This is a genomic window from Curtobacterium sp. MCBD17_013 (assembly GCF_003234565.1).
In the GTDB taxonomy this organism is placed as follows: Bacteria; Actinomycetota; Actinomycetes; order Actinomycetales; family Microbacteriaceae; genus Curtobacterium.
The window spans coordinates 17347-36039 of the sequence record NZ_QKTU01000004.1 but is presented as its reverse complement, the minus strand read 5'-3'; the positions used below and the strand labels follow the sequence as shown (position 1 = coordinate 36039).

At 72.0% G+C, this 18693-nt stretch carries 15 protein-coding genes; 12 read left to right on the top strand and 3 right to left on the bottom strand.

Going from position 1 to position 18693, the window contains the following annotated elements; all coding sequences use genetic code 11:
* The first annotated feature begins 2 nt into the window (after positions 1 to 2).
* The 7 genes from DEI81_RS06270 to DEI81_RS06240 all read left to right on the top strand — a co-directional run bounded on the left by DEI81_RS06270 (position 3) and on the right by DEI81_RS06240 (position 7651).
* Positions 3 to 950 (top strand): ABC transporter ATP-binding protein, encoded by a 948-nt coding sequence (locus DEI81_RS06270; RefSeq protein ID WP_258368529.1) that lies wholly within the window; start codon positions 3 to 5, stop codon positions 948 to 950.
* Positions 947 to 2206: an ABC transporter permease gene (locus tag DEI81_RS06265; RefSeq protein WP_111009678.1), complete on the top strand. Its 1260-nt coding sequence runs from the start codon at positions 947 to 949 to the stop codon at positions 2204 to 2206. The genes DEI81_RS06270 and DEI81_RS06265 overlap by 4 nt, the downstream gene beginning before the upstream one ends.
* 166 nt (positions 2207 to 2372) lie before the next feature.
* Positions 2373 to 4232, top strand: coding sequence for a molecular chaperone DnaK (dnaK, locus tag DEI81_RS06260; protein WP_111009677.1), 1860 nt, complete (start codon positions 2373 to 2375; stop codon positions 4230 to 4232).
* 3 nt (positions 4233 to 4235) lie between these two features.
* Positions 4236 to 4943 carry a nucleotide exchange factor GrpE gene (locus tag DEI81_RS06255; RefSeq protein ID WP_111009676.1) on the top strand — a complete coding sequence of 236 codons (708 nt, stop codon included), beginning with the start codon at positions 4236 to 4238 and terminating at the stop codon, positions 4941 to 4943.
* Between the two features lie 104 nt (positions 4944 to 5047).
* Positions 5048 to 6046, top strand: a complete 999-nt coding sequence (locus DEI81_RS06250) for a DnaJ C-terminal domain-containing protein (protein ID WP_111009675.1) — start codon at positions 5048 to 5050, stop codon at positions 6044 to 6046.
* 4 nt (positions 6047 to 6050) lie between these two features.
* Positions 6051 to 6464, top strand: a complete 414-nt coding sequence (locus DEI81_RS06245) for a heat shock protein transcriptional repressor HspR (RefSeq protein WP_111009674.1) — start codon at positions 6051 to 6053, stop codon at positions 6462 to 6464.
* A 38-nt stretch (positions 6465 to 6502) separates the two neighbouring features.
* Entirely contained in the window at positions 6503 to 7651 is a 1149-nt protein-coding gene (locus DEI81_RS06240; RefSeq protein WP_111009673.1) for a class I SAM-dependent methyltransferase, read from the top strand.
* A gap of 120 nt (positions 7652 to 7771) precedes the next feature.
* Here DEI81_RS06240 and DEI81_RS06235 read toward each other — a convergent pair whose 3' ends face one another.
* The 3 genes from DEI81_RS06235 to DEI81_RS06225 form a co-directional block, all read right to left on the bottom strand.
* Positions 7772 to 8719 (bottom strand): hypothetical protein, encoded by a 948-nt coding sequence (locus tag DEI81_RS06235; RefSeq protein WP_111009672.1) that lies wholly within the window; start codon positions 8717 to 8719, stop codon positions 7772 to 7774.
* 153 nt (positions 8720 to 8872) lie between these two features.
* Complete coding sequence (locus DEI81_RS06230; protein WP_111009671.1) at positions 8873 to 9709, bottom strand: aldo/keto reductase; 837 nt, start codon at positions 9707 to 9709, stop codon at positions 8873 to 8875.
* Between the two features lie 262 nt (positions 9710 to 9971).
* Entirely contained in the window at positions 9972 to 10397 is a 426-nt protein-coding gene (locus DEI81_RS06225) for a pilus assembly protein CpaE (RefSeq protein ID WP_111009670.1), read from the bottom strand.
* 247 nt (positions 10398 to 10644) lie between these two features.
* On the opposite strand from DEI81_RS06225, the gene DEI81_RS06220 reads away from it, so the two are divergent.
* From DEI81_RS06220 to DEI81_RS06200, 5 genes are all read left to right on the top strand, one after another.
* Positions 10645 to 13461, top strand: coding sequence for a glycoside hydrolase family 2 protein (locus DEI81_RS06220; protein ID WP_111009669.1), 2817 nt, complete (start codon positions 10645 to 10647; stop codon positions 13459 to 13461).
* Between the two features lie 147 nt (positions 13462 to 13608).
* Positions 13609 to 13881 (top strand): twin-arginine translocase TatA/TatE family subunit, encoded by a 273-nt coding sequence (gene tatA, locus DEI81_RS06215; RefSeq protein WP_111009886.1) that lies wholly within the window; start codon positions 13609 to 13611, stop codon positions 13879 to 13881.
* Between the two features lie 176 nt (positions 13882 to 14057).
* Positions 14058 to 14909, top strand: coding sequence for an SDR family oxidoreductase (locus tag DEI81_RS06210; protein ID WP_111009668.1), 852 nt, complete (start codon positions 14058 to 14060; stop codon positions 14907 to 14909).
* Complete coding sequence (locus tag DEI81_RS06205) at positions 14906 to 16399, top strand: MFS transporter (protein WP_111009885.1); 1494 nt, start codon at positions 14906 to 14908, stop codon at positions 16397 to 16399. The genes DEI81_RS06210 and DEI81_RS06205 overlap by 4 nt, the downstream gene beginning before the upstream one ends.
* Before the next feature lie 73 nt (positions 16400 to 16472).
* Positions 16473 to 18641 (top strand): ATP-dependent Clp protease ATP-binding subunit, encoded by a 2169-nt coding sequence (locus DEI81_RS06200; RefSeq protein ID WP_111009667.1) that lies wholly within the window; start codon positions 16473 to 16475, stop codon positions 18639 to 18641.
* Positions 18642 to 18693: the final 52 nt, after the last annotated feature.

Here is an 18693-nt window from a genome sequence, read left to right as displayed (position 1 = left end):
ACGTGTCCGGTGCCGCGATCGCCGTCGACGACTTCGTGATGCGGTTCGGCGACCGCACGGTGGTGGACGGCCTGTCGTTCCAGGTGGGTGCGGGCGAGACCTTCGGACTGCTCGGCAGCAACGGTTCGGGCAAGACGACCACGATCCGGGCGCTCCTCGGCATCACCGAGCCGACGTCCGGGTCCCTGACGATCGACGGTGCCCGCTACCGGGCCACGGCAGGCGGCGGGGTCGGGTACCTGCCCGAGGACCGCGGGCTCTACCGCAAGGAGACCGTCCTCGACGTCATGACGTACTTCGCGCGGCTCAAGGGGATGACGTCGCGGCACGCGAGCGTGTGGTCGCAGGCGTACCTCGAGCGCGTCGGGCTCGCCGACAAGGGGCGGCTCCGCGTCGACAAGCTGTCCGGCGGTCAGCAGCAGAAGGTCCAGCTCGGCATCACGATCATGGACCGGCCCCGGCTGCTCATCCTCGACGAGCCGACCAAGGGCCTGGACCCGGTGAACCGGCGGTTGCTGCTCGACCTCGTCGACGAACGCCGGGCCGACGGCGCGACCGTCATCCTCGTGACGCACCACATGGACGAGGTCGAGCGGCTCTGCGACCGGATCCTGCTCCTCCGAGACGGCGTCGCGGCGGCGTACGGGTCGATCCCCGAGGTGCAGGACCTGTTCGGCGGGGCCGTCGCCCGCGTGCACGCCGAGCGCGAGGTCCCCGTGAGCCCGCGCTACCGCGTCATCCGGCGCGAGGGCCACGTGACCGACCTGGCGCCGACCGAGCCGACCGACGGCGCGGACCTGCTGGCCTCGCTCGTCGCGGCAGGCATCGGCGTGACCGGGTTCGAGATGCGGCGCATCCCGCTCGACGAGATCTTCGTGCAGGTCTACGGGCACGACGCCGGTGTCGAGACGCCCGTGCCCACGCCGGTCGCGGCGGAGGCCCGGGCGTGAGCGGGCGGTTCGGCAGCGGCCGGCTGGGCACCGTCGTCCGGTTCGAGTTCGTCCGCACGGTCAAGAAGCCGTCGTTCTGGATCGGCACGCTGGCGCTCCCCGTGCTCATCGTCGTCGTCGGGCTGCTCGTGGGCGCGGGCAACGCGGCCGGAGCCGACTCCGTCACGAGCATCGGTGCGGCGACGAAGGTCCCGTTCACCTACGTCGACCACTCGGGTCTCGTCTCGGAACGGGTCGCGGCACGGTGGGGAGGCACGCCCACGTCCGACGCGCGGGCGGCGGTCGCCCGCGTCCGTGCCGGCACGCTCGACGCCTTCGTCGAGTTCCCGGCCGACCCGGCGACGGGCACGATCGAGGTCGCGGCACGCGACGCCGGACTCTTCGGCAACCAGAAGTACGCGAACACGGCGACGAAGGTCCTGCACGCGAGCGTCGCCGCACGCGTGCACGACCCGGAGGCCGTCCGGCTCCTGCGGGGGACCCCCGCCACGAACGTCACCGCCTACGCGCACGGACACGTCGCCCCCGGATGGGCGTCCGCGCTCCCGCCGATGGTGTTCGCGGCGGCGTTCTTCGCGCTCGTGCTGTTGCTGGCGGCGCGCATGGTCACGGTCGTGGTCGAGGAGAAGGAGAACCGCATCTCCGAGATGATCCTGACGACGCTCGACGCGACCGTGCTCGTCCGCGGCAAGGTGATCGCGATGCTGCTCGTCGTGCTCGTGCAGCTCGCGGTGTTCCTCGTGCCGTCGCTCGCGACGATCGGGGTCGTCCTGCCCGTGCTGGCGGCGCGGTTCGGGCCGATCCCCGTCGACCCGTGGCGGATGCTCGTCGGGGCGCTGCTGCTCGTCGGCGGCGTGCTCCTGGCGTCGAGCCTGTTCGTGACGGTCGGCGCCGCGGTACCGACCATCAAGGACGCCAGTGCTCTGCAGTCGGTGGCGCTGTTCTCGGTGCTCATCCCCGTGTACGCGGTCTTCTTCGTGCTGACGAACCCGACGTCCCCGGTGACGGCGGTGTTCACGTACTTCCCGACGTTCACGCCGGTCACCGCGATGCTCCGGAACGCGATGGGGACCCTGGACCCGGTCGCGTCGGTGGTGTGCGTCCTCGAGCTCTACGTGGCGGCGTTCCTCGTCCTCCGCTTCGCGGTGTTCCTCTTCCGGCACTCCGTCGCGCAGTACGGCAGCAAGGTGACGCTGCGGCAGGTGCGGTCCTGGCGGTCCGCGCGCCGACCGACGGACTCGTCCTCGGCCTCCTGACCGGTCACACACGGACTTGCGTCGGGTCGACGCAAGTTCCGGCACGTGGACTTGACGTCCAGCTGGTGGTGAGTAAAGTTGAGTCCAGCAGGCGCAAGTCCTGCGACGACTTCCATCGGTCCCGCCGTGACGGCAGGGCCAGCACCAACAGAAGGAGACCCAACACATGGGACGTGCAGTAGGCATCGACCTCGGAACGACCAACTCGGTCGTCTCGGTCCTCGAGGGTGGTGAGCCCACCGTCATCGCGAACGCCGAGGGCATGCGCACCACGCCGTCGATCGTGGCGTTCACGAAGGACGGCGAGGTCCTCGTCGGCGAGACCGCCAAGCGGCAGGCCGTCACGAACGTCGACCGCACCATCGCCTCGGTCAAGCGCCACATGGGCACGAACTGGAAGGTCGACGTCGACGGCAAGGGGTACACCCCGCAGGAGATCTCGGCGCGCATCCTCGGCAAGCTCAAGCGCGACGCGGAGCAGTACCTGGGCGAGGACGTCACCGACGCCGTCATCACGGTGCCGGCGTACTTCAACGACGCCGAGCGGCAGGCCACGAAGGAGGCCGGTGAGATCTCCGGCCTCAACGTGCTCCGCATCATCAACGAGCCCACCGCCGCGGCGCTCGCGTACGGCCTCGACAAGGGCAAGGAGGACGAGCTCATCCTCGTCTTCGACCTCGGTGGTGGCACGTTCGACGTCTCCCTGCTCGAGGTGGGTAAGGACGACGACTTCTCCACCATCCAGGTCCGCGCCACCGCCGGTGACAACCGCCTCGGTGGTGACGACTGGGACGCCCGGATCGTCGACCACCTCGTCAAGAAGTTCAAGGACGCCCACGGTGTCGACCTGTCCACGGACAAGATCGCGCGCCAGCGCCTCAAGGAGGCCGCGGAGCAGGCGAAGAAGGAGCTCAGCTCCCAGATGAGCGCGAGCATCCAGCTCCCGTACCTCACGCTGACGAGCGACGGCCCCCTCAACCTCGACGAGACCATCTCTCGCGCGCAGTTCGAGCAGATGACCTCCGACCTGCTCGACCGCACCAAGAAGCCGTTCAACGACGTCATCCGCGAGGCCGGGGTCAAGGTCTCCGACATCGCGCACGTCGTGCTCGTCGGTGGCTCCACCCGCATGCCGGCCGTGGCCGACGTCGTGCGGCAGCTCACCGGTGGCAAGGAGCCGAACAAGGGCGTCAACCCGGATGAGGTCGTCGCCGTCGGTGCCGCGCTCCAGGCCGGTGTCCTCAAGGGCGAGCGCAAGGACGTCCTCCTCATCGACGTCACGCCGCTCTCGCTCGGCATCGAGACCAAGGGCGGCACGATGACCAAGCTCATCGACCGCAACACCGCGATCCCGACCAAGCGCAGCGAGACCTTCACGACCGCCGACGACAACCAGCCGTCGGTCGCGATCCAGGTGTTCCAGGGCGAGCGCGAGTTCACCCGCGACAACAAGGCGCTCGGCACGTTCGAGCTCACCGGCATCGCACCGGCCCCGCGCGGCATCCCGCAGATCGAGGTCACGTTCGACATCGACGCCAACGGCATCGTGCACGTGTCCGCGAAGGACAAGGGCACCGGCAAGGAGCAGTCGATGGTCATCTCGGGCGGCTCGTCGCTGTCCAAGGACGACATCGAGCGCATGGTCCGCGAGGCCGAGGAGCACGCGGCCGAGGACAAGGCGCGTCGTGAGGCCCAGGAGACCCGCAACTCGGCCGAGCAGCTCGCCTACTCGATCGAGAAGCTCATCAAGGAGAACGACGACAAGCTCCCCGCGGACGTCAAGTCCGAGGTCCAGGGTGACGTCGACGCGCTCAAGTCCGCGCTCAACGGCGACGACGACGCGGCGGTCAAGTCCGCGTTCGACAAGCTGAACGAGTCGCAGAGCAAGCTGGGCCAGGCGATCTACGCCCAGGGCCAGCAGGCCGACGCAGCCGGTGCCGCCGGTGCGACCGACGGTGCCGCGACCGGTGACGACGAGGACATCGTCGACGCCGAGGTCGTGGACGACGAGGACGACAAGAAGTAACCCATGGCAGACGAGAACCGCAACGAGAACGAACACGAGGAGCCGATCGTCCGCGACAAGCGGCGGATCGACCCCGAGACGGGCGAGCTGCGGTCGGAGTCGGCGGCGGGGGCGGACGACGCCCCCGCCGGCACCCCCGGCCAGACGTCCGAGGACGGCGGCACGGCAGACGTCGACGGCACCGAGGACCTGGTGGACGCCGAGGACGCCGACGTCGAGCTGAGCCCGGAGGACCAGGCACTGCTCGACGACGCGGCCCGCGGCCTCCGCGAGGACACACTCACCGTCGACGAGCGCGACCTGGTCGCCGAGATGCGCGCGGACATGCTCCGGGCACAGGCCGAGCTGGTGAACTTCCGGAAGCGCGTCGAGCGCGACCGCGAGGCCAACCGCGACGCCGTGATCGCCGAGGTCGTGCGCGCGCTGCTCCCGGCACTCGACGACCTCAACCGCGCCGAGGCCCACGGCGACCTCGCCGAGGGCCCGATGCAGGTCATCGCGTCGAAGCTCCGCGGCGGGTTCGACCGCTTCGGCCTCACCCCGATCGGCGAGAAGGGCGAGAAGTTCGACCCGCAGGTCCACGAGGCGATCGTGCAGCTCCCGACGCCGGGTGCGACGGAACAGACCGTCGCCGACGTCGTCGAGCCGGGCTACAAGCTCGGCGAGCGGGTGCTCCGCGCCGCCAAGGTCGCGGTGTCGGTGCCCGCCTGACGATCGACCCCGGCGAGCGGGAGCCCGTGTGGGCTCCCGCTCGCCCCGGTTCCGGGTGCGACCCGCCCCGGGACCCCGAGACGACATGACGAAGGAGGTGTCGGTTGGCCAGTCAGGACTGGTTCGACAAGGACTTCTACGCGGTCCTCGGCGTCTCCAAGGACGCGTCGGACGCGGACATCAAGAAGACCTACCGCAAGCTCGCGCGGCAGTACCACCCGGACTCGAACCCGGGTAACGCCTCGGCTGAGGCGAAGTTCAAGGAGATCTCCGAGGCCTACTCCGTGCTCTCCGACAAGGAGCAGCGCGCCGAGTACGACCAGATCCGCGCCATGGGCTCCGGTGCGCGCTTCACGGCGGGTGCGCCGGGCGGTGCCGGTGGCTTCGAGGACGTCTTCGGCGGCATGTTCGGTGGGGGCGGCGGCGGTCAGCGCGTCCGCTTCGGCCAGGGCGGCGGCGGTGGCTTCGAGGACATCCTCGGCGGCATGTTCGGCGGGGGCGGTGGCTTCGGCCAGTCCTCCGGCGGCTACCGCGGGTTCGGCGGTCCGACGAAGGGCCGCGACGTCACCGCGTCGACCACGCTCGACTTCACGACCGCCATCGCGGGCGACACGGTCAAGCTGACGCAGGGCTCCGGACGCCCCGTCAACGTCCGCATCCCCGCCGGTGTGGCCGACGGCCAGAAGATCCGGCTCAAGGGTCGGGGCGAGCCGAGCCCCGACGGTGGCGAGGCCGGCGACCTCGTCGTGACCGTCCAGGTCCGCAAGCACCCGGTGTTCGAGCGCGACGGGCTGAACCTCCGCGTCGACGTCCCCGTGACGTTCGTCGAGGCCGCGCTCGGCGCCACCATCGAGGTCCCGACGCTCGGCGGCGGCCCGGTCAAGCTCCGGGTGGCTCCGGGGACACCGTCCGGACGCGTCCTGCGCGTCAAGGGCCGCGGCGTGACGACGAAGAACGGGACGGGCGACCTGCTCGCGACCGTCCAGGTCGCCGTGCCGTCCCACCTGACCCCGTCGGCACGCGAGGCGGTGGAGGCACTCGCCACGGCCCTCCCGGCCGAGAACCCGCGCGACGACCTGATCGCGCGCGCCCGGGAGTCCTGAGGCCATGGACGAGTACTCGCCGGTCCTCGCGATCGCGATGGCGGCGGAACTGGCGGGGCTCCACCCGCAGACGCTGCGGCAGTACGACCGGCTCGGGCTGGTCGTGCCGCAGCGGACGCGGGGTGGGTCCCGCCGGTACTCCATGCGCGACGTCACGCAGCTGCGCGAGGTCGCGCGGCTCGGCGCCGAGGGCGTCAGCCTCGAGGGCATCCGCCGCGTGATCGACCTCGAGAACGAGAACACCGCGCTCCGCGCCCGGGTCCGCGAGCTCGAGAGCGCACTCGCCGACGAGCTCATCAGCCGTCCCGGCGCACGGATCTTCGCGGCGACCATGACCGGAGGGGCGGTACCGCTCCGTGCGGGGTCCCGGCCGGAGCGCAACACGGCCGTCGTGCTCTGGCGTCCCCGGGGGGACTGAGGCCCGGCGTTCCCAGCGCGGCCCGGTAGCCTCCCACGATGCCCTCGTTCGACTTCGTGGACCACTTCCGGCGTTTCCCGGAGGTCGAGGAGCCCGATCTCATGGCGATCGACGGCACCGACCGGTTCATGCTCGACGAGGCGCCGCTCATCCACGGCGACGCGCTCCGGCACCCCGGCGCCGTCACCGTCGTCGACGACCAGTTCGGGGTGCTCACCCTCGGTGTGATCGCGCTGCACGGCGCGAGCGAGGTCCGCGTCCTGCAGGACTCGCTCGTGGGGGAGCGGGCGCTCGCCGCCAACGCCGGCACGTTCGGCCGCGGCGGCTTCCAGCACCCGCAGAACGACGAGGAGGCCTTCGAGGACGCGCGCCTCGTGCTGTTCCGCCTGCCGAAGTCGCTCGACCGGCTCGACGAGATCGCCCGATCGGTGGCGCGGTTCGCCGCTCCCGACGTCGTGCTCCTGGCCGGGGGCCGGACGAAGTACATGACGCTGTCGCAGAACGACGTCCTCCGCCGCTCGTTCGGTGACGTCACGGCGAGCCGGGGGCGCCACCGTTCCCGCCTGCTCGTCGCGACGGACCCGCTCCGGGCCGCGGCGAACCGGGCCTCGATCACGGACCCGTGGCCCCGACGGGTGTTCTCGGACGAACTCGGGTTCACCGTCGCCGCGCACGGCGGGGTGTTCGCGGGCACCGCGCTCGACCAGGGCACGCGGGTGTTGCTCGACGTGGTCGACGACGCGGTGCCCGGCGCCCGGGACGTGGTCGACCTGGGGTGCGGCAGCGGTGTGATCGCGACCGCGGTCGCGCGCCGTCGGCGTGGGGTGCACGTCGTCGCGACCGACGTCGCCACGTCGGCCGTGACCTCGGCGCGGCTGACGGCGGACCTCGCGGGGGTCGGCGACCGGGTGACGACGGTGCGGTCCGACGCCGGCGACGAGCTCGACGACGAGAGCGCCGACCTCGTGCTGTGCAACCCGCCGTTCCACGACGAGACCGCGGTGACCACGGACGTCGCGGTGGAGATGTTCCGGCACGCGGCCACGGTCCTCCGCCCGGGCGGCGAGCTCTGGGTCGTCTGGAACTCGCACCTGCGCTACCGCCCGATCCTGGAGCGCCTCGTGGGGCCGACCCGGCAGGTCACGCGCACCCCGAAGTTCACGGTGACGGCCTCGACGCGCCGCTGAGCTCGTCCGTCGCCTCGCTTGCGCGCCCCAGCGACAACTGCGCCGTCGTTGACGCGCGCACTCGTCGCGGGCGAGCGCACTCTCGCGCGCACTCGTCGCGGGCGAGCGCACCCTCGCCGGTCATGGTCGCAGCGGTAGCCCCGCACCGAGCAGTTTGCGCGCGAGGTCGTGGTGCCGAAAGAGCTCCGCCCACCGAACGCGGCGGACGGCTCGGACCTCGGGCAGCGCCCGCACCCAGTCCTCCCGGTACTTCTCGTCGATGACGACCTGCTCCGCGCTCCGGCCGCCACGGAGTGCCGGATCGCGGTACTTCCCCTCGCCGTCGAACTCGAGCACGACGCCCTGGTCCGGGAACCAGAAGTCGACACGGGCGAGGCTGCCGCGCGGTGAACGGAACTCGTGCTGGAGCACGGGCGTCGGTGCGCCGAGTTCGTGCAGCACGACCCGCATCAGGCTCTCGCCGACGGACTCCGCTCGGGCATCGGCGAACGCGATCGCCCGAGTGGCTCGTGCCGCCCCGCGAGGCCCCGCGCCGTGGACCAGTGCGAGGACGGACCGACGGTCGAGGCCCCGCCGGAGCGCCTGGTCCAGCACGATCACCGACGAGCGGAAGGCCATGGTGCGGGCGAGGTCGGCGGCCGTGGCGGTGGGGCTGCTCGCGCGCACCAGGTGGCCGAGCACCGTGACGGCGATGCTGTCGGTGGACGTGGTGGGGTGGAGCACGACGGAGCGGCGGCGGGTCTCGCTGCGGACCCGGTCCGGCTCGGTGAGGGCGACCCGGTCCGGCCACCCGCCGAGGACCGACCAGTCGTGGACCGCGGCGGCCGAGCAGTGCGCGACGATCCGGCGTTCCCCGAGTGTCGGCGCGACGGCCGCGATCCGGACGAGGTGCCGCTCACGCTCGTCGAGGCGCTCCCACGCGTCCCGGTGGACGTAGGTTCCGCGGAGGAGCCGGACCAGCGTCGGTTCCCGCGCCGTGCCTCCCGGCTGTGCCTGCAGGGCGGCGCGTTGCAGCGAGCGAGCGACGTCCGGCGGGGTGCGGACGTCGACGCGGATGAGTTCGAGCATCTGCCGATGCTCCCGGTCCCGGCGTCGTCGCGCTGGCGCTCTCCACAGGGCGGGCGTGCAGTGCGCGCCGGAACGACGAAGTGCGCGGTCAGACGACCGCGCACTTGTCGTTGTCACGCGCACTCCGGCGAGCGGAGCCGCGCGCGCCGGCCCTCAGGCGGGCACGTAGTCGAACGTGTCGGGGTCCGGCCCGGTCCGCTGCCCCTTGTCGAGCGACGTGATGTCGGTCATGTCCTCGCCCGAGAGCTCGAAGTCGAACAGGGCGAAGTTTTCCTCGACGCGGGATCGGGTGACCGACTTCGGGAACACGATGTCGCCGCGCTGGATGTGCCAGCGGAGCACGACCTGCGCGGGCGTCTTGTCGAGGGCCGAGGCGATGCGGGTGATCGTCGGGTCGTCGAGCACGAGGCCCTGCGCGATCGGGGACCACGCCTCGGTGGCGATCCCGAGCTCGCTGTCGGCCGCACGCAGCGGGTCCTGCACGAGGTAGGGGTGCACCTCGATCTGGTTCACCGCGGGGGTGACCGTCGTCTCGTCGCGCAGACGGTGCAGGTGGTGCGCCTGGAAGTTCGAGACGCCGATCGAGCGGGACGTCCCCGCGTGGTAGAGCTCCTCGAGCGCCTTCCACGTCGGCACGAAGTCGATCACGGTCGCGAGCGGCCAGTGGATGAGGAACAGGTCCATGTAGCCACCGAGCAGCTCGGCCGACTTCTTGCCGTTCTCGAGCGCGGCGTCGGGAGCGTGGAACCCGTTGTTGAGCTTCGAGGTGATGAAGATCTCCTCACGAGGGATCCCCGATGCGGCGACGGCCTCGCCGACCTCCTTCTCGTTGCCGTACATCTCGGCCGTGTCGATGTGGCGGTAGCCGACCTCGAGGGCGGTGAGCACCGCCTCCTTGGTCTGCTCCGCGGGGATCTGGAACACCCCGAAGCCGAGCTGCGGAATGGTGCGGCCGTCGTTCAGGGTGATGTCGGGAACGGTGCTGGTCACGGTGCTCCTTGGTCTGGGTCGTGGTGCCGTGCGGCACCCGTGCCGAACGGCACCCGTCGAGTCAACACCCCGCTCCGAGCGGACGCTCCGGGAACGTCCGGCTGGGATCGGCCGGGAGGCCCGGCACCCGTCCGGCGGGCGCGTCCGGCCGGGAGGCCCGGCACCGCCCGCGGCAGGTCCGGTCCGGCCGGGAGGCCCGGCACCGCCCGCGGCAGGTCCGGGCGGGAGGCCCGCCTCCCGCCCGGTGATCGGGCCCGGTCCCTCAGATGGCCAGCGAGGCCGTGATGTAGGAGCGCAGCGCCTCGCCGTAGGCCGTCGCGGCGTCCGGCGCGGCGAAGGTCCGCTCGACGTCGTCGATGCGGCAGGTCACGGTGTGCACGGCGCCCCGGTCCGCGGTCTCGATGCGCGTGAGCCCCACGAACGCCGGCCCGAGCAGCGTCCGGAGCTGGTCCTCGCGTGGGATCCAGAGTGCGTCGTCGGCCGCCACGGAGTCGAGCGCCCACTCGGTCGTGCCGTTGAAGCCGAGGATCGTGCCGCTCGGGTACTCGTGCTTCTCGATCGTCATCTCGGACACGGTGTAGACGTCGTCGTCGACCCCGGGCTTGTCGATGACGAAGCGGTCCCCGGTCTCGGGGTGCCACCGGAGTCCCGCCTCGCGCAGGGTCCGGGCCAGGTCGACGCTGATCATGGCTCCACCATGCCACGCGGTGGTGGATCCGGACTCGGGTGCCGCCGACCGCCGGTACACGGAGTCTGACGGAGTGTCGTGGACGCAGGGACTAACATTCCGTCGCAGCTCAAGGCGGCGTCCCCGGGAGGTCCGGGGACCGCGCCGCAAGGTGACGACGACCGGAGCGGTGGGGGCCCGACGCGGCCGATGCCGCACCGTGTCCCGACCGCCGGCACCGCAGCGCGGGGCCGAGAGAAGGACCCAGATGACCCTCGAACGCGAGGAACTGCGAACCGACTGGACCGCCATGCTCGCGGAGGACGCCACGAGCGGGGTGCCCACGGGCCTCCCGGCAGGGGTCCGCGGCACGGCGATCCCGGCGACGGTGCCGGGGCAGATCCACACGGACCTGGAGCGTGTGGGCCTCGTGCCCGACCCGACGCGCAACCGCGACGAGGAGCTCGTGCGCTGGGTCGGCCAGGCTGACTGGGCGTACCGGCGGCGGATCGACGTCGACCCGCGCGGACACGACCGGGTCGACCTCGTCGCGGACGGTCTCGACACGGTGGCGTCGCTGTCCCTCGACGGCGTGTCGATCGGGTCGACACGGAACATGCACCGGCGCTACCGGTTCGACCTGCGGGACCGGACCGGGGGCACGAACGAACGCACGGACCGCGAGCTCGAGATCCTGTTCGAGTCGCCCTACCGCGAGACCGAGCGCATGGCGGACCGGTTCGGCAGCATGCCCGGCCCCTACGACGAGCCGTTCGCGTACGTGCGGAAGATGGCGTCGAACTTCGGCTGGGACTGGGGCCTGACGTGCGTGACGAGCGGGCCCTGGCGGCCGATCGCGATCGAGCGCTGGTCGACCGCCCGGCTGCGCGACGTCCGTCCGCTCGTCGACGTCGAGGCGGGCGAGGGCGTCCTCGACGCGCACATCGCGATCGAACGCTCCGGTCCGACGCCGGCCGGTGCGACGACGGCGGACCGCGACCACGACGGTGAGGACGACGACCTCGTGCTCGTCGTCACGGTGTCCGGGCACGACACGAAGCAGCGGTCGCGGGTGACGGTGACACCGAAGGAGGACGAGGCCGTCGTGACGGTCCGGATCCCCGACGCGCGGCTCTGGTGGCCCCGGGGGTACGGCGAGCAGGCGCTGTACGACGTCGAGGTGCAGGTGCAGACCACCGACGGCGAGGTCCTCGACCGCGACGTGTTCCGGACGGGCTTCCGGTCCCTCCGGGTCGACACCCAGCCCGACGCCACCGGCCGCCCGTTCACGATCGTGGTGAACGGCGTGCCGATCGACGTGCGCGGGGTGAACTGGATCCCCGACGACGTCATCGTGTCCCGGGTCGACCGCGCCCGGTACGCCGCGCGGCTCGCCCAGGCGACGGCGTGCAACGCGAACCTCGTGCGGGTGTGGGGCGGCGGCGTGTACGAGTCGCGGGACTTCTACGAGGAGTGCGACGCCCGGGGCCTGCTCGTGTGGCAGGACTTCCTGTTCGCCTGCTCGGCGTACCCGGAGGGCGAGCCCATGCGCTCCGAGGTCATCGCCGAGGCCCGGGACAACGTGGCGCGCCTGAGCCGGCACCCGAGCCTGGTCGTCTGGAACGGCAACAACGAGAACATCTGGCTCCACGACGACATGGGCTGGGCGGCGGAGCTCGGTGACCGACCGTGGGGCCTCGACTACTACCTGGACCTGCTGCCGACCATCGTCGACGCGGTGGACCCGTCGCGCTTCTACACGGCGGCGAGCCCCTGGTCCGGCGACGAGCGCGTGTACGCGAACGACGTCGACCACGAGACCCACCACTCGTGGCAGGTCTGGAACCAGATCGGCGACGAGCACTACCGCGACAGCGTGCCGCGGTTCGTCAGCGAGTTCGGCTGGCAGGCACCCCCGCAGTGGCGGACGATCCGGGAGGCCGTCGACGACGACCCGATGACCCCGACGTCGCCCGGCGTGGTGCACCACCAGAAGGCCGAGGACGGCATGGGCAAGCTCGCCCGTGGCCTCGCGCCGCGGTTCCCCGTGCCGCAGGGCGACACCGACGACGTGTTCGACCGCTGGCACTACCTGACGCAGCTGCAGCAGACCCGGGCCATCGCGACGGGTGTGGAGCACTGGCGCACGCACTGGCCGCACAACACGGGCGTCGTGGTGTGGCAGCTCAACGACCTGTGGCCGGTCGCGTCGTGGTCGGCCGTCGACGGCGCCGGACGTCCGAAGCCCCTGTTCCACGAGCTGCGCCGCCTGTACGACGACGTGCTCCTGGCGATCGTGCCGATCGAGCCACCCGCGGCGGGGGAGCGGGACCGGCCTCTCGACGGACGGGACCGTGCCGCCGACCCGGGAGGCGCGCACCCCGCGACCCTGTCCCTCCCCGTCCCCGGGGCGGCCGACCCCGCCACCGAGCCGGGCCGTCCGACGGTCGGCAGCGACGAGGAGGCCCTCGGGGACCTCGCGGACACCGCGGTCATCGACCCCGGGACCGTGCGCGGTCGACGACGCGACCGGGAGGCGGACCGCCGCGTGCCCGTCGAGATCGCGATCCGGTCCTCCCGGCGGGGACTGACGACCACGGTGCGGGTGCGACGGATCGACATGTCCGGACGGATCCTGCAAGAGGTCGTCCTGCCGGTCGAGCTCGCCGGACCGGGCGTGCTGCGGCTCGCGGTGCCCGACCACGTCGGTGTCGTCGACGACCCCGCCGAGGAGCTCATCGTGGCGGACATGGACTGGCGCCGGGCGGTGTGGACGCCCCTGCCGGACCAGGAGATGCACTGGCGGCCGGCCGAGTACCGCGTGTGGGTCGAGGACGCCGCGTCGGGGTCGGTGCTCACGGTCGAGGCGCAGGGGCTCGTCCGCGACCTGCTCGTCCAGCCCGACCGGGTGAGTCCGACGGGCCGCGTCGACCGCGGGTTCATGACGCTGCTGCCGGGGGAGCGCGTGCCCTTCCGGCTCGACGGCGTCCGGGCCGACCGGAGCGCCGAGCTCGTGCGGGCGCCCGTGCTGCTCACGCTCGACCGGGTGCTCGCGGACGAGGCCGCGGCCGCCAGTACCCGCTAGCCCGGGCGGCACCGAGCCTGTCCTGAGAGCATCCCGGTGCCACTGGGCTTCCGGGCGAGGCGGCGGTACCATGGAGCATCACGGACTCCCCGGGGTCGCTTCGACGGCGATGCGCTCCCGACGAGTTCCAGACAAGGAGTGGACATCATGTTCCAGGGCCTCACCGGCATCCACCTGATCATCATCCTCGGCATCATCGTGCTGCTGTTCGGTGCGACGAAGCTGCCGGCCCTCGCCAAGGGTCTGGGGCAGTCGATCACCATCTTCAAGAAGGAGATGGAGACCAACCACGACGCTCCGACCACGACGACCACCACGACGGCGGCGCCGCAGGCCGGCACCGTGCAGCCGACCGTGCAGCAGGAGCCGGTCCTCAACCCGGCCCCGTCGGTCCAGCCGCAGTCGGACCACCGCGTCTGAGACACCGCGTCCGGGTCGCCGCGCGCGGCCCGCTGCATGCCCCGCCGGCACCGCCGGAGGACTCCCAGCCCCGGGACCGAGACCGCCGCAGCCTCTGTGAGGCGCGGCGGTCTCGTCGTTCCCGGGGATAGCGTCGGTGGCGGTGCCCGACGCGTGGGCGCCGAGAGGAGGCCCCCATGGGCAAGGTGTGGTTCATCACGGGCACGTCCCGCGGACTCGGCCGTGAGTTCGCCCTCGCCGCCCTGGGGCGCGGTGACCGGGTCGCGGCGACGGCGCGCGACGCGGCGACGCTCGACGACGTGGTGGCCGCCTACGGTGACGCGGTCCTGCCGCTGACGCTCGACGTCACCGACCGCGCGCAGGTCGACGACGCGGTCCGCCGCGCGCACGAACGCTTCGGACGCCTCGACGTGGTGGTCAACAACGCCGGGTACGGCCACTTCGGGTTCGTCGAGGAGCTCACCGACGCCGAGCTCCAGGACCAGCTCGACACGAACCTGTTCGGGGTGCTGCACGTGACGCAGGCGGTGCTCCCGATCCTGCGGGCGCAGGGCTCCGGTCACATCGTGCAGATCTCGACGATCGGCGGCATCGCGGCGTTCCCGATGATCGGGGCGTACCACGCGTCGAAGTGGGCGCTCGAGGGGCTGACCGAGGCCCTCGCGCAGGAGGTGCGCGGCTTCGGCGTCGACGTGACGCTCGTCGAGCCCGGCGGGTTCTCGACGGACTGGGCCGGGTCGAGCGCCCGGCACTCCGCGCCCCTGCCGGCGTACGACGGGCTCCGTGAGCAGGTCCTCGCGGGGCGGGCCGCCGCGAGTGCCGGCCGGGGTGACCCCACGGCGACCGGGGCGGCGCTGCTCCGCATCGTCGACGCCGACGACAAGCCCCTGCGGGTGCTGTTCGGGGAGCAGCCGACGCACCTCGTCAAGACGCTCTATGCCGACCGCCTGCGGACCTGGGTGGAGTGGGAGCCGGTGTCGCTCGCTGCGCAGGGCGGGACGCACGCCGGCGAGCCGGCCGCCGGATGACCGACGGGGCCGACGGATCCGGCGCCTCCGGCAGATCCGGCGCGTCCGGCGCGTCCGGCGCGTCCGGCAGCGTCGACGCCGATCGGCCGGGAGGCCCGGCACCCCTCCACCGCGACCGTCGCGTCGTGCTCGTGGTCGCGGTCCTCGCCACGTTCGTCGTCGGCCTCGACAGCAGCGTCGTGAACGTCGCCCTGCCGTCGATCGGCCGGGAGCTCGGCGGCGGGATCGTCGTGCAGCAGTGGACGGTCGACGCCTACCTCGTGACCCTCGGGGCGCTCATCCTGGTCGCGGGCTCGGTGTCCGACCTCGTCGGGCGGGTCCGGGTCGTCACCTGGGGACTCGTCCTGTTCGGGCTCGCGTCGGTCGCGTGTGCGATCGCCCCGACGGGCGGCGTGCTCGTGGGCGCGAGGGCCGTGCAGGGCGTCGGGGGCGCGCTCGTGACGCCGAGTTCGCTCGCGCTCGTCATCGCCGCGTACCGGGGTGCGGCACGGGCCCGGGCGATCGGCACGTGGACGGCGTGGTCGAGCGCGTCGGTCATCGCCGGGCCCGTGATCGGTGGGGTCGTGGTGGACTCGATCGGCTGGCGCTGGGTGTTCGTCCTCACGGCGGCGCCGATCGCGGTGACGATCCCGCTCGTCCGTCGGGTCACCGGGGACGTGCGCGCGACGGACCGGCCCGCGATCGACGTCGTGGGTGCCGGCCTCGCCGTGCTCGGGGTGGGGGCGCTCGTCCTCGGTCTCATCGAGCAGGAGCGCCTCGGGTGGGCGTCGCCGCTCGTGGTCGTCGCACTCGCCGTCGGGGTGGGGGCGCTCGCCGTGTTCGTGCCGTGGGAGCGCCGCGTGGCGGCCCCGTTGCTGCCCCTCGACCTGTTCCGTGCCCGGTCGTTCACGGTCGGGAACCTCACGACGCTCGCGGTCTACGGCGCGCTCGGCCTGTCCGGGTTCACGGTGACGCTGTTCCTGCAGGAGGTCTGGGGGCTCTCCGCCTGGTTGGCGGGCGTGGCGACCCTGCCCCCGACGCTCGTGCTGCTCGGGTTCTCCACGACGGTCGGGCGGTGGTCCGGCCGCACGGGGCCCCGGTGGTTCATGGCGGGCGGTCCGGTGCTCGCGGGGCTCGGCGTCCTGGTCATGCTCGGCGCCGGGGACCGCCCGCGGTACTTCGCGACCGTGTTCCCGGGCATGCTCCTCATGGGTGTCGGGTTGACCCTCATGGTGGCGCCGTTGACGAGTGCCGTGCTCGGGTCCGTCGCGGAGACGCGGGCGGGTGTCGGCTCGGCCGTGAACAACGCGGTCGCACGGATCGCGAGCCTGGTGCTCGTGGCCCTGGCGGGGGTCGTGCTCGGCGCCGACGGCATGAGCGTGGCCGGCTTCCACCGCGCGGTCGTCGTCATGGCCGCGTTGCTCGTGGCGGGCGGCACCGTGTCGGCGATCGGCATCAGGAACCCGCGCCGCGATCGCCCGACGCTGGCGGACGCGGTGCCGTCGGAGTAAACTTGAGCCAACAAGACTCAAGGTGCCGGAACCACCGCACCAGGACATCAGGACCACAGGAAAGGACGCCCCCATGGCCAACCTGCAGGGCGCTCCCGCGTCGCAAGAGCAGCAGAAGACCGCACTCGAGCAGTACGGCGTCGACCTCACGGCGATCGCGCGGAGCGGCAAGCTCGACCCGGTGATCGGACGCGACTCGGAGATCCGCCGGATCTCGCAGGTGCTCACGCGCCGGACCAAGAACAACCCCGTGCTCATCGGCGAGCCCGGCGTCGGCAAGACCGCCGTCGTCGAGGGGCTCGCGCAGCGCATCGTCGCCGGTGACGTCGCCGACAGCCTCAAGGACAAGCGGCTCGTCTCGCTCGACCTCGCCGCGCTCGTCGCCGGGGCGAAGTACCGCGGCGAGTTCGAGGAGCGCCTCAAGGCCGTCCTCAAGGAGATCGACGACTCCGACGGCCAGGTCATCACGTTCATCGACGAACTCCACACGCTCATGGGCGCCGGCGGGGGCGAGGGCTCCGTGGCCGCCGCGAACATGCTCAAGCCGATGCTCGCCCGCGGTGAGCTCCGCCTGATCGGGGCGACCACGCTCGACGAGTACCGCGAGTACATCGAGAAGGACGCCGCGCTCGAACGCCGGTTCCAGCAGGTGTACGTCGGTGAGCCGAGCGTCGAGGACACCGTCGCGATCCTCCGTGGGCTCAAGGAGCGCTACGAGGCGCACCACAAGGTCACGATCGCCGACTCCGCCCTCGTCGCCGCCGCGGCCCTGAGCGACCGCTACATCACCGGTCGGCAGCTGCCCGACAAGGCCATCGACCTCATCGACGAGGCCGCGTCGCGCCTCCGGATGGAGATCGACTCGAGCCCCGTCGAGATCGACGAGCTGAAGCGGAGCGTCGACCGCCTCATGCTCGAGGAGTTCGCGCTCAAGAAGGAGAAGGACGACGCCTCGAAGGACCGCCTCGAGAAGCTCCGCGCCGACCTCGTGGAGCGGCAGGAGCGCTTGACGGAGCTGCAGCAGCGCTGGGAGCTCGAGCGGGCCTCCCTGAACCGCGTCGGTGAACTGAAGACCCGGCTCGACGACCTCCGCATGCAGGCCGAGCGCGCCCAGCGCGAAGGCAACCTGGAGCGGGCCTCCCGGCTGCTCTACGGCGAGATCCCGGTGATCGAGCGGGAACTCGCGGAGGCCGAGCGCAACGAGCCGGCCGGTCCGCAGATGGTGAACGATCGTGTGACCGACGAGGACATCGCCGCCGTCATCGCCGCGTGGACGGGCATCCCCATGGGGCGGCTGCTCCAGGGCGAGACCGAGAAGCTCCTGCACCTCGAGACCGAACTCGGCAAGCGGATCATCGGTCAGCGCGAGGCCGTCACGGCCGTGTCCGAGGCCGTCCGGCGTTCCCGGGCGGGCATCTCCGACCCCGATCGCCCGACCGGGTCGTTCCTGTTCCTCGGCCCGACCGGCGTCGGCAAGACGGAGCTCGCGAAGGCGCTCGCCGACTTCCTGTTCGACGACGAGAAGGCCCTCGTCCGCATCGACATGAGCGAGTACGGCGAGAAGCACTCGGTCGCGCGACTCATCGGCGCCCCGCCCGGGTACGTCGGGTACGAGGCCGGCGGCCAGCTCACCGAGGCCGTCCGTCGCCGCCCGTACTCCGTGATCCTGCTCGACGAGGTCGAGAAGGCGCACGCCGAGGTCTTCGACGTCCTGCTCCAGGTGCTCGACGACGGCCGTCTGACCGATGGTCAGGGCCGCACGGTGGACTTCCGGAACACGATCCTCGTGCTCACGTCGAACCTCGGGTCGCAGTTCCTGACCGACCCGTCGCTCGGTGCGGCGGAGCGCGAGGAGTCCGTCCGCGCCATGGTGCAGCAGGCGTTCCGGCCGGAGTTCGTCAACCGCCTCGACGACATCGTCGTGTTCCAGGCGCTGACGACCGACGACCTCGGTCAGATCGTGTCGCTCTCCGTCGACCGACTCGCGACGCGCCTCACGGACCGTCGGCTCGAGCTCGCGGTCACGCCCTCGGCCCGGACCTGGCTGGCGGAGCGCGGGTACGACCCGGTGTACGGCGCGCGGCCGCTGCGTCGCCTCATGCAGCGGCAGATCGACGACCAGCTCGCCCGGGCACTGCTGGCTGGCGACGTCCGCGACGGCGACACCGTCCGCGTCGACGTCGCCGACGACGGCGAGTCGCTGACGGTCGAGCCGTTCGTGGTGCCGGAGTTCGTCGAGTAGCGCTCGGCGGGACGGACGGGAGGCGCGGGGTGCGGAGGACGCACGCCGCGCC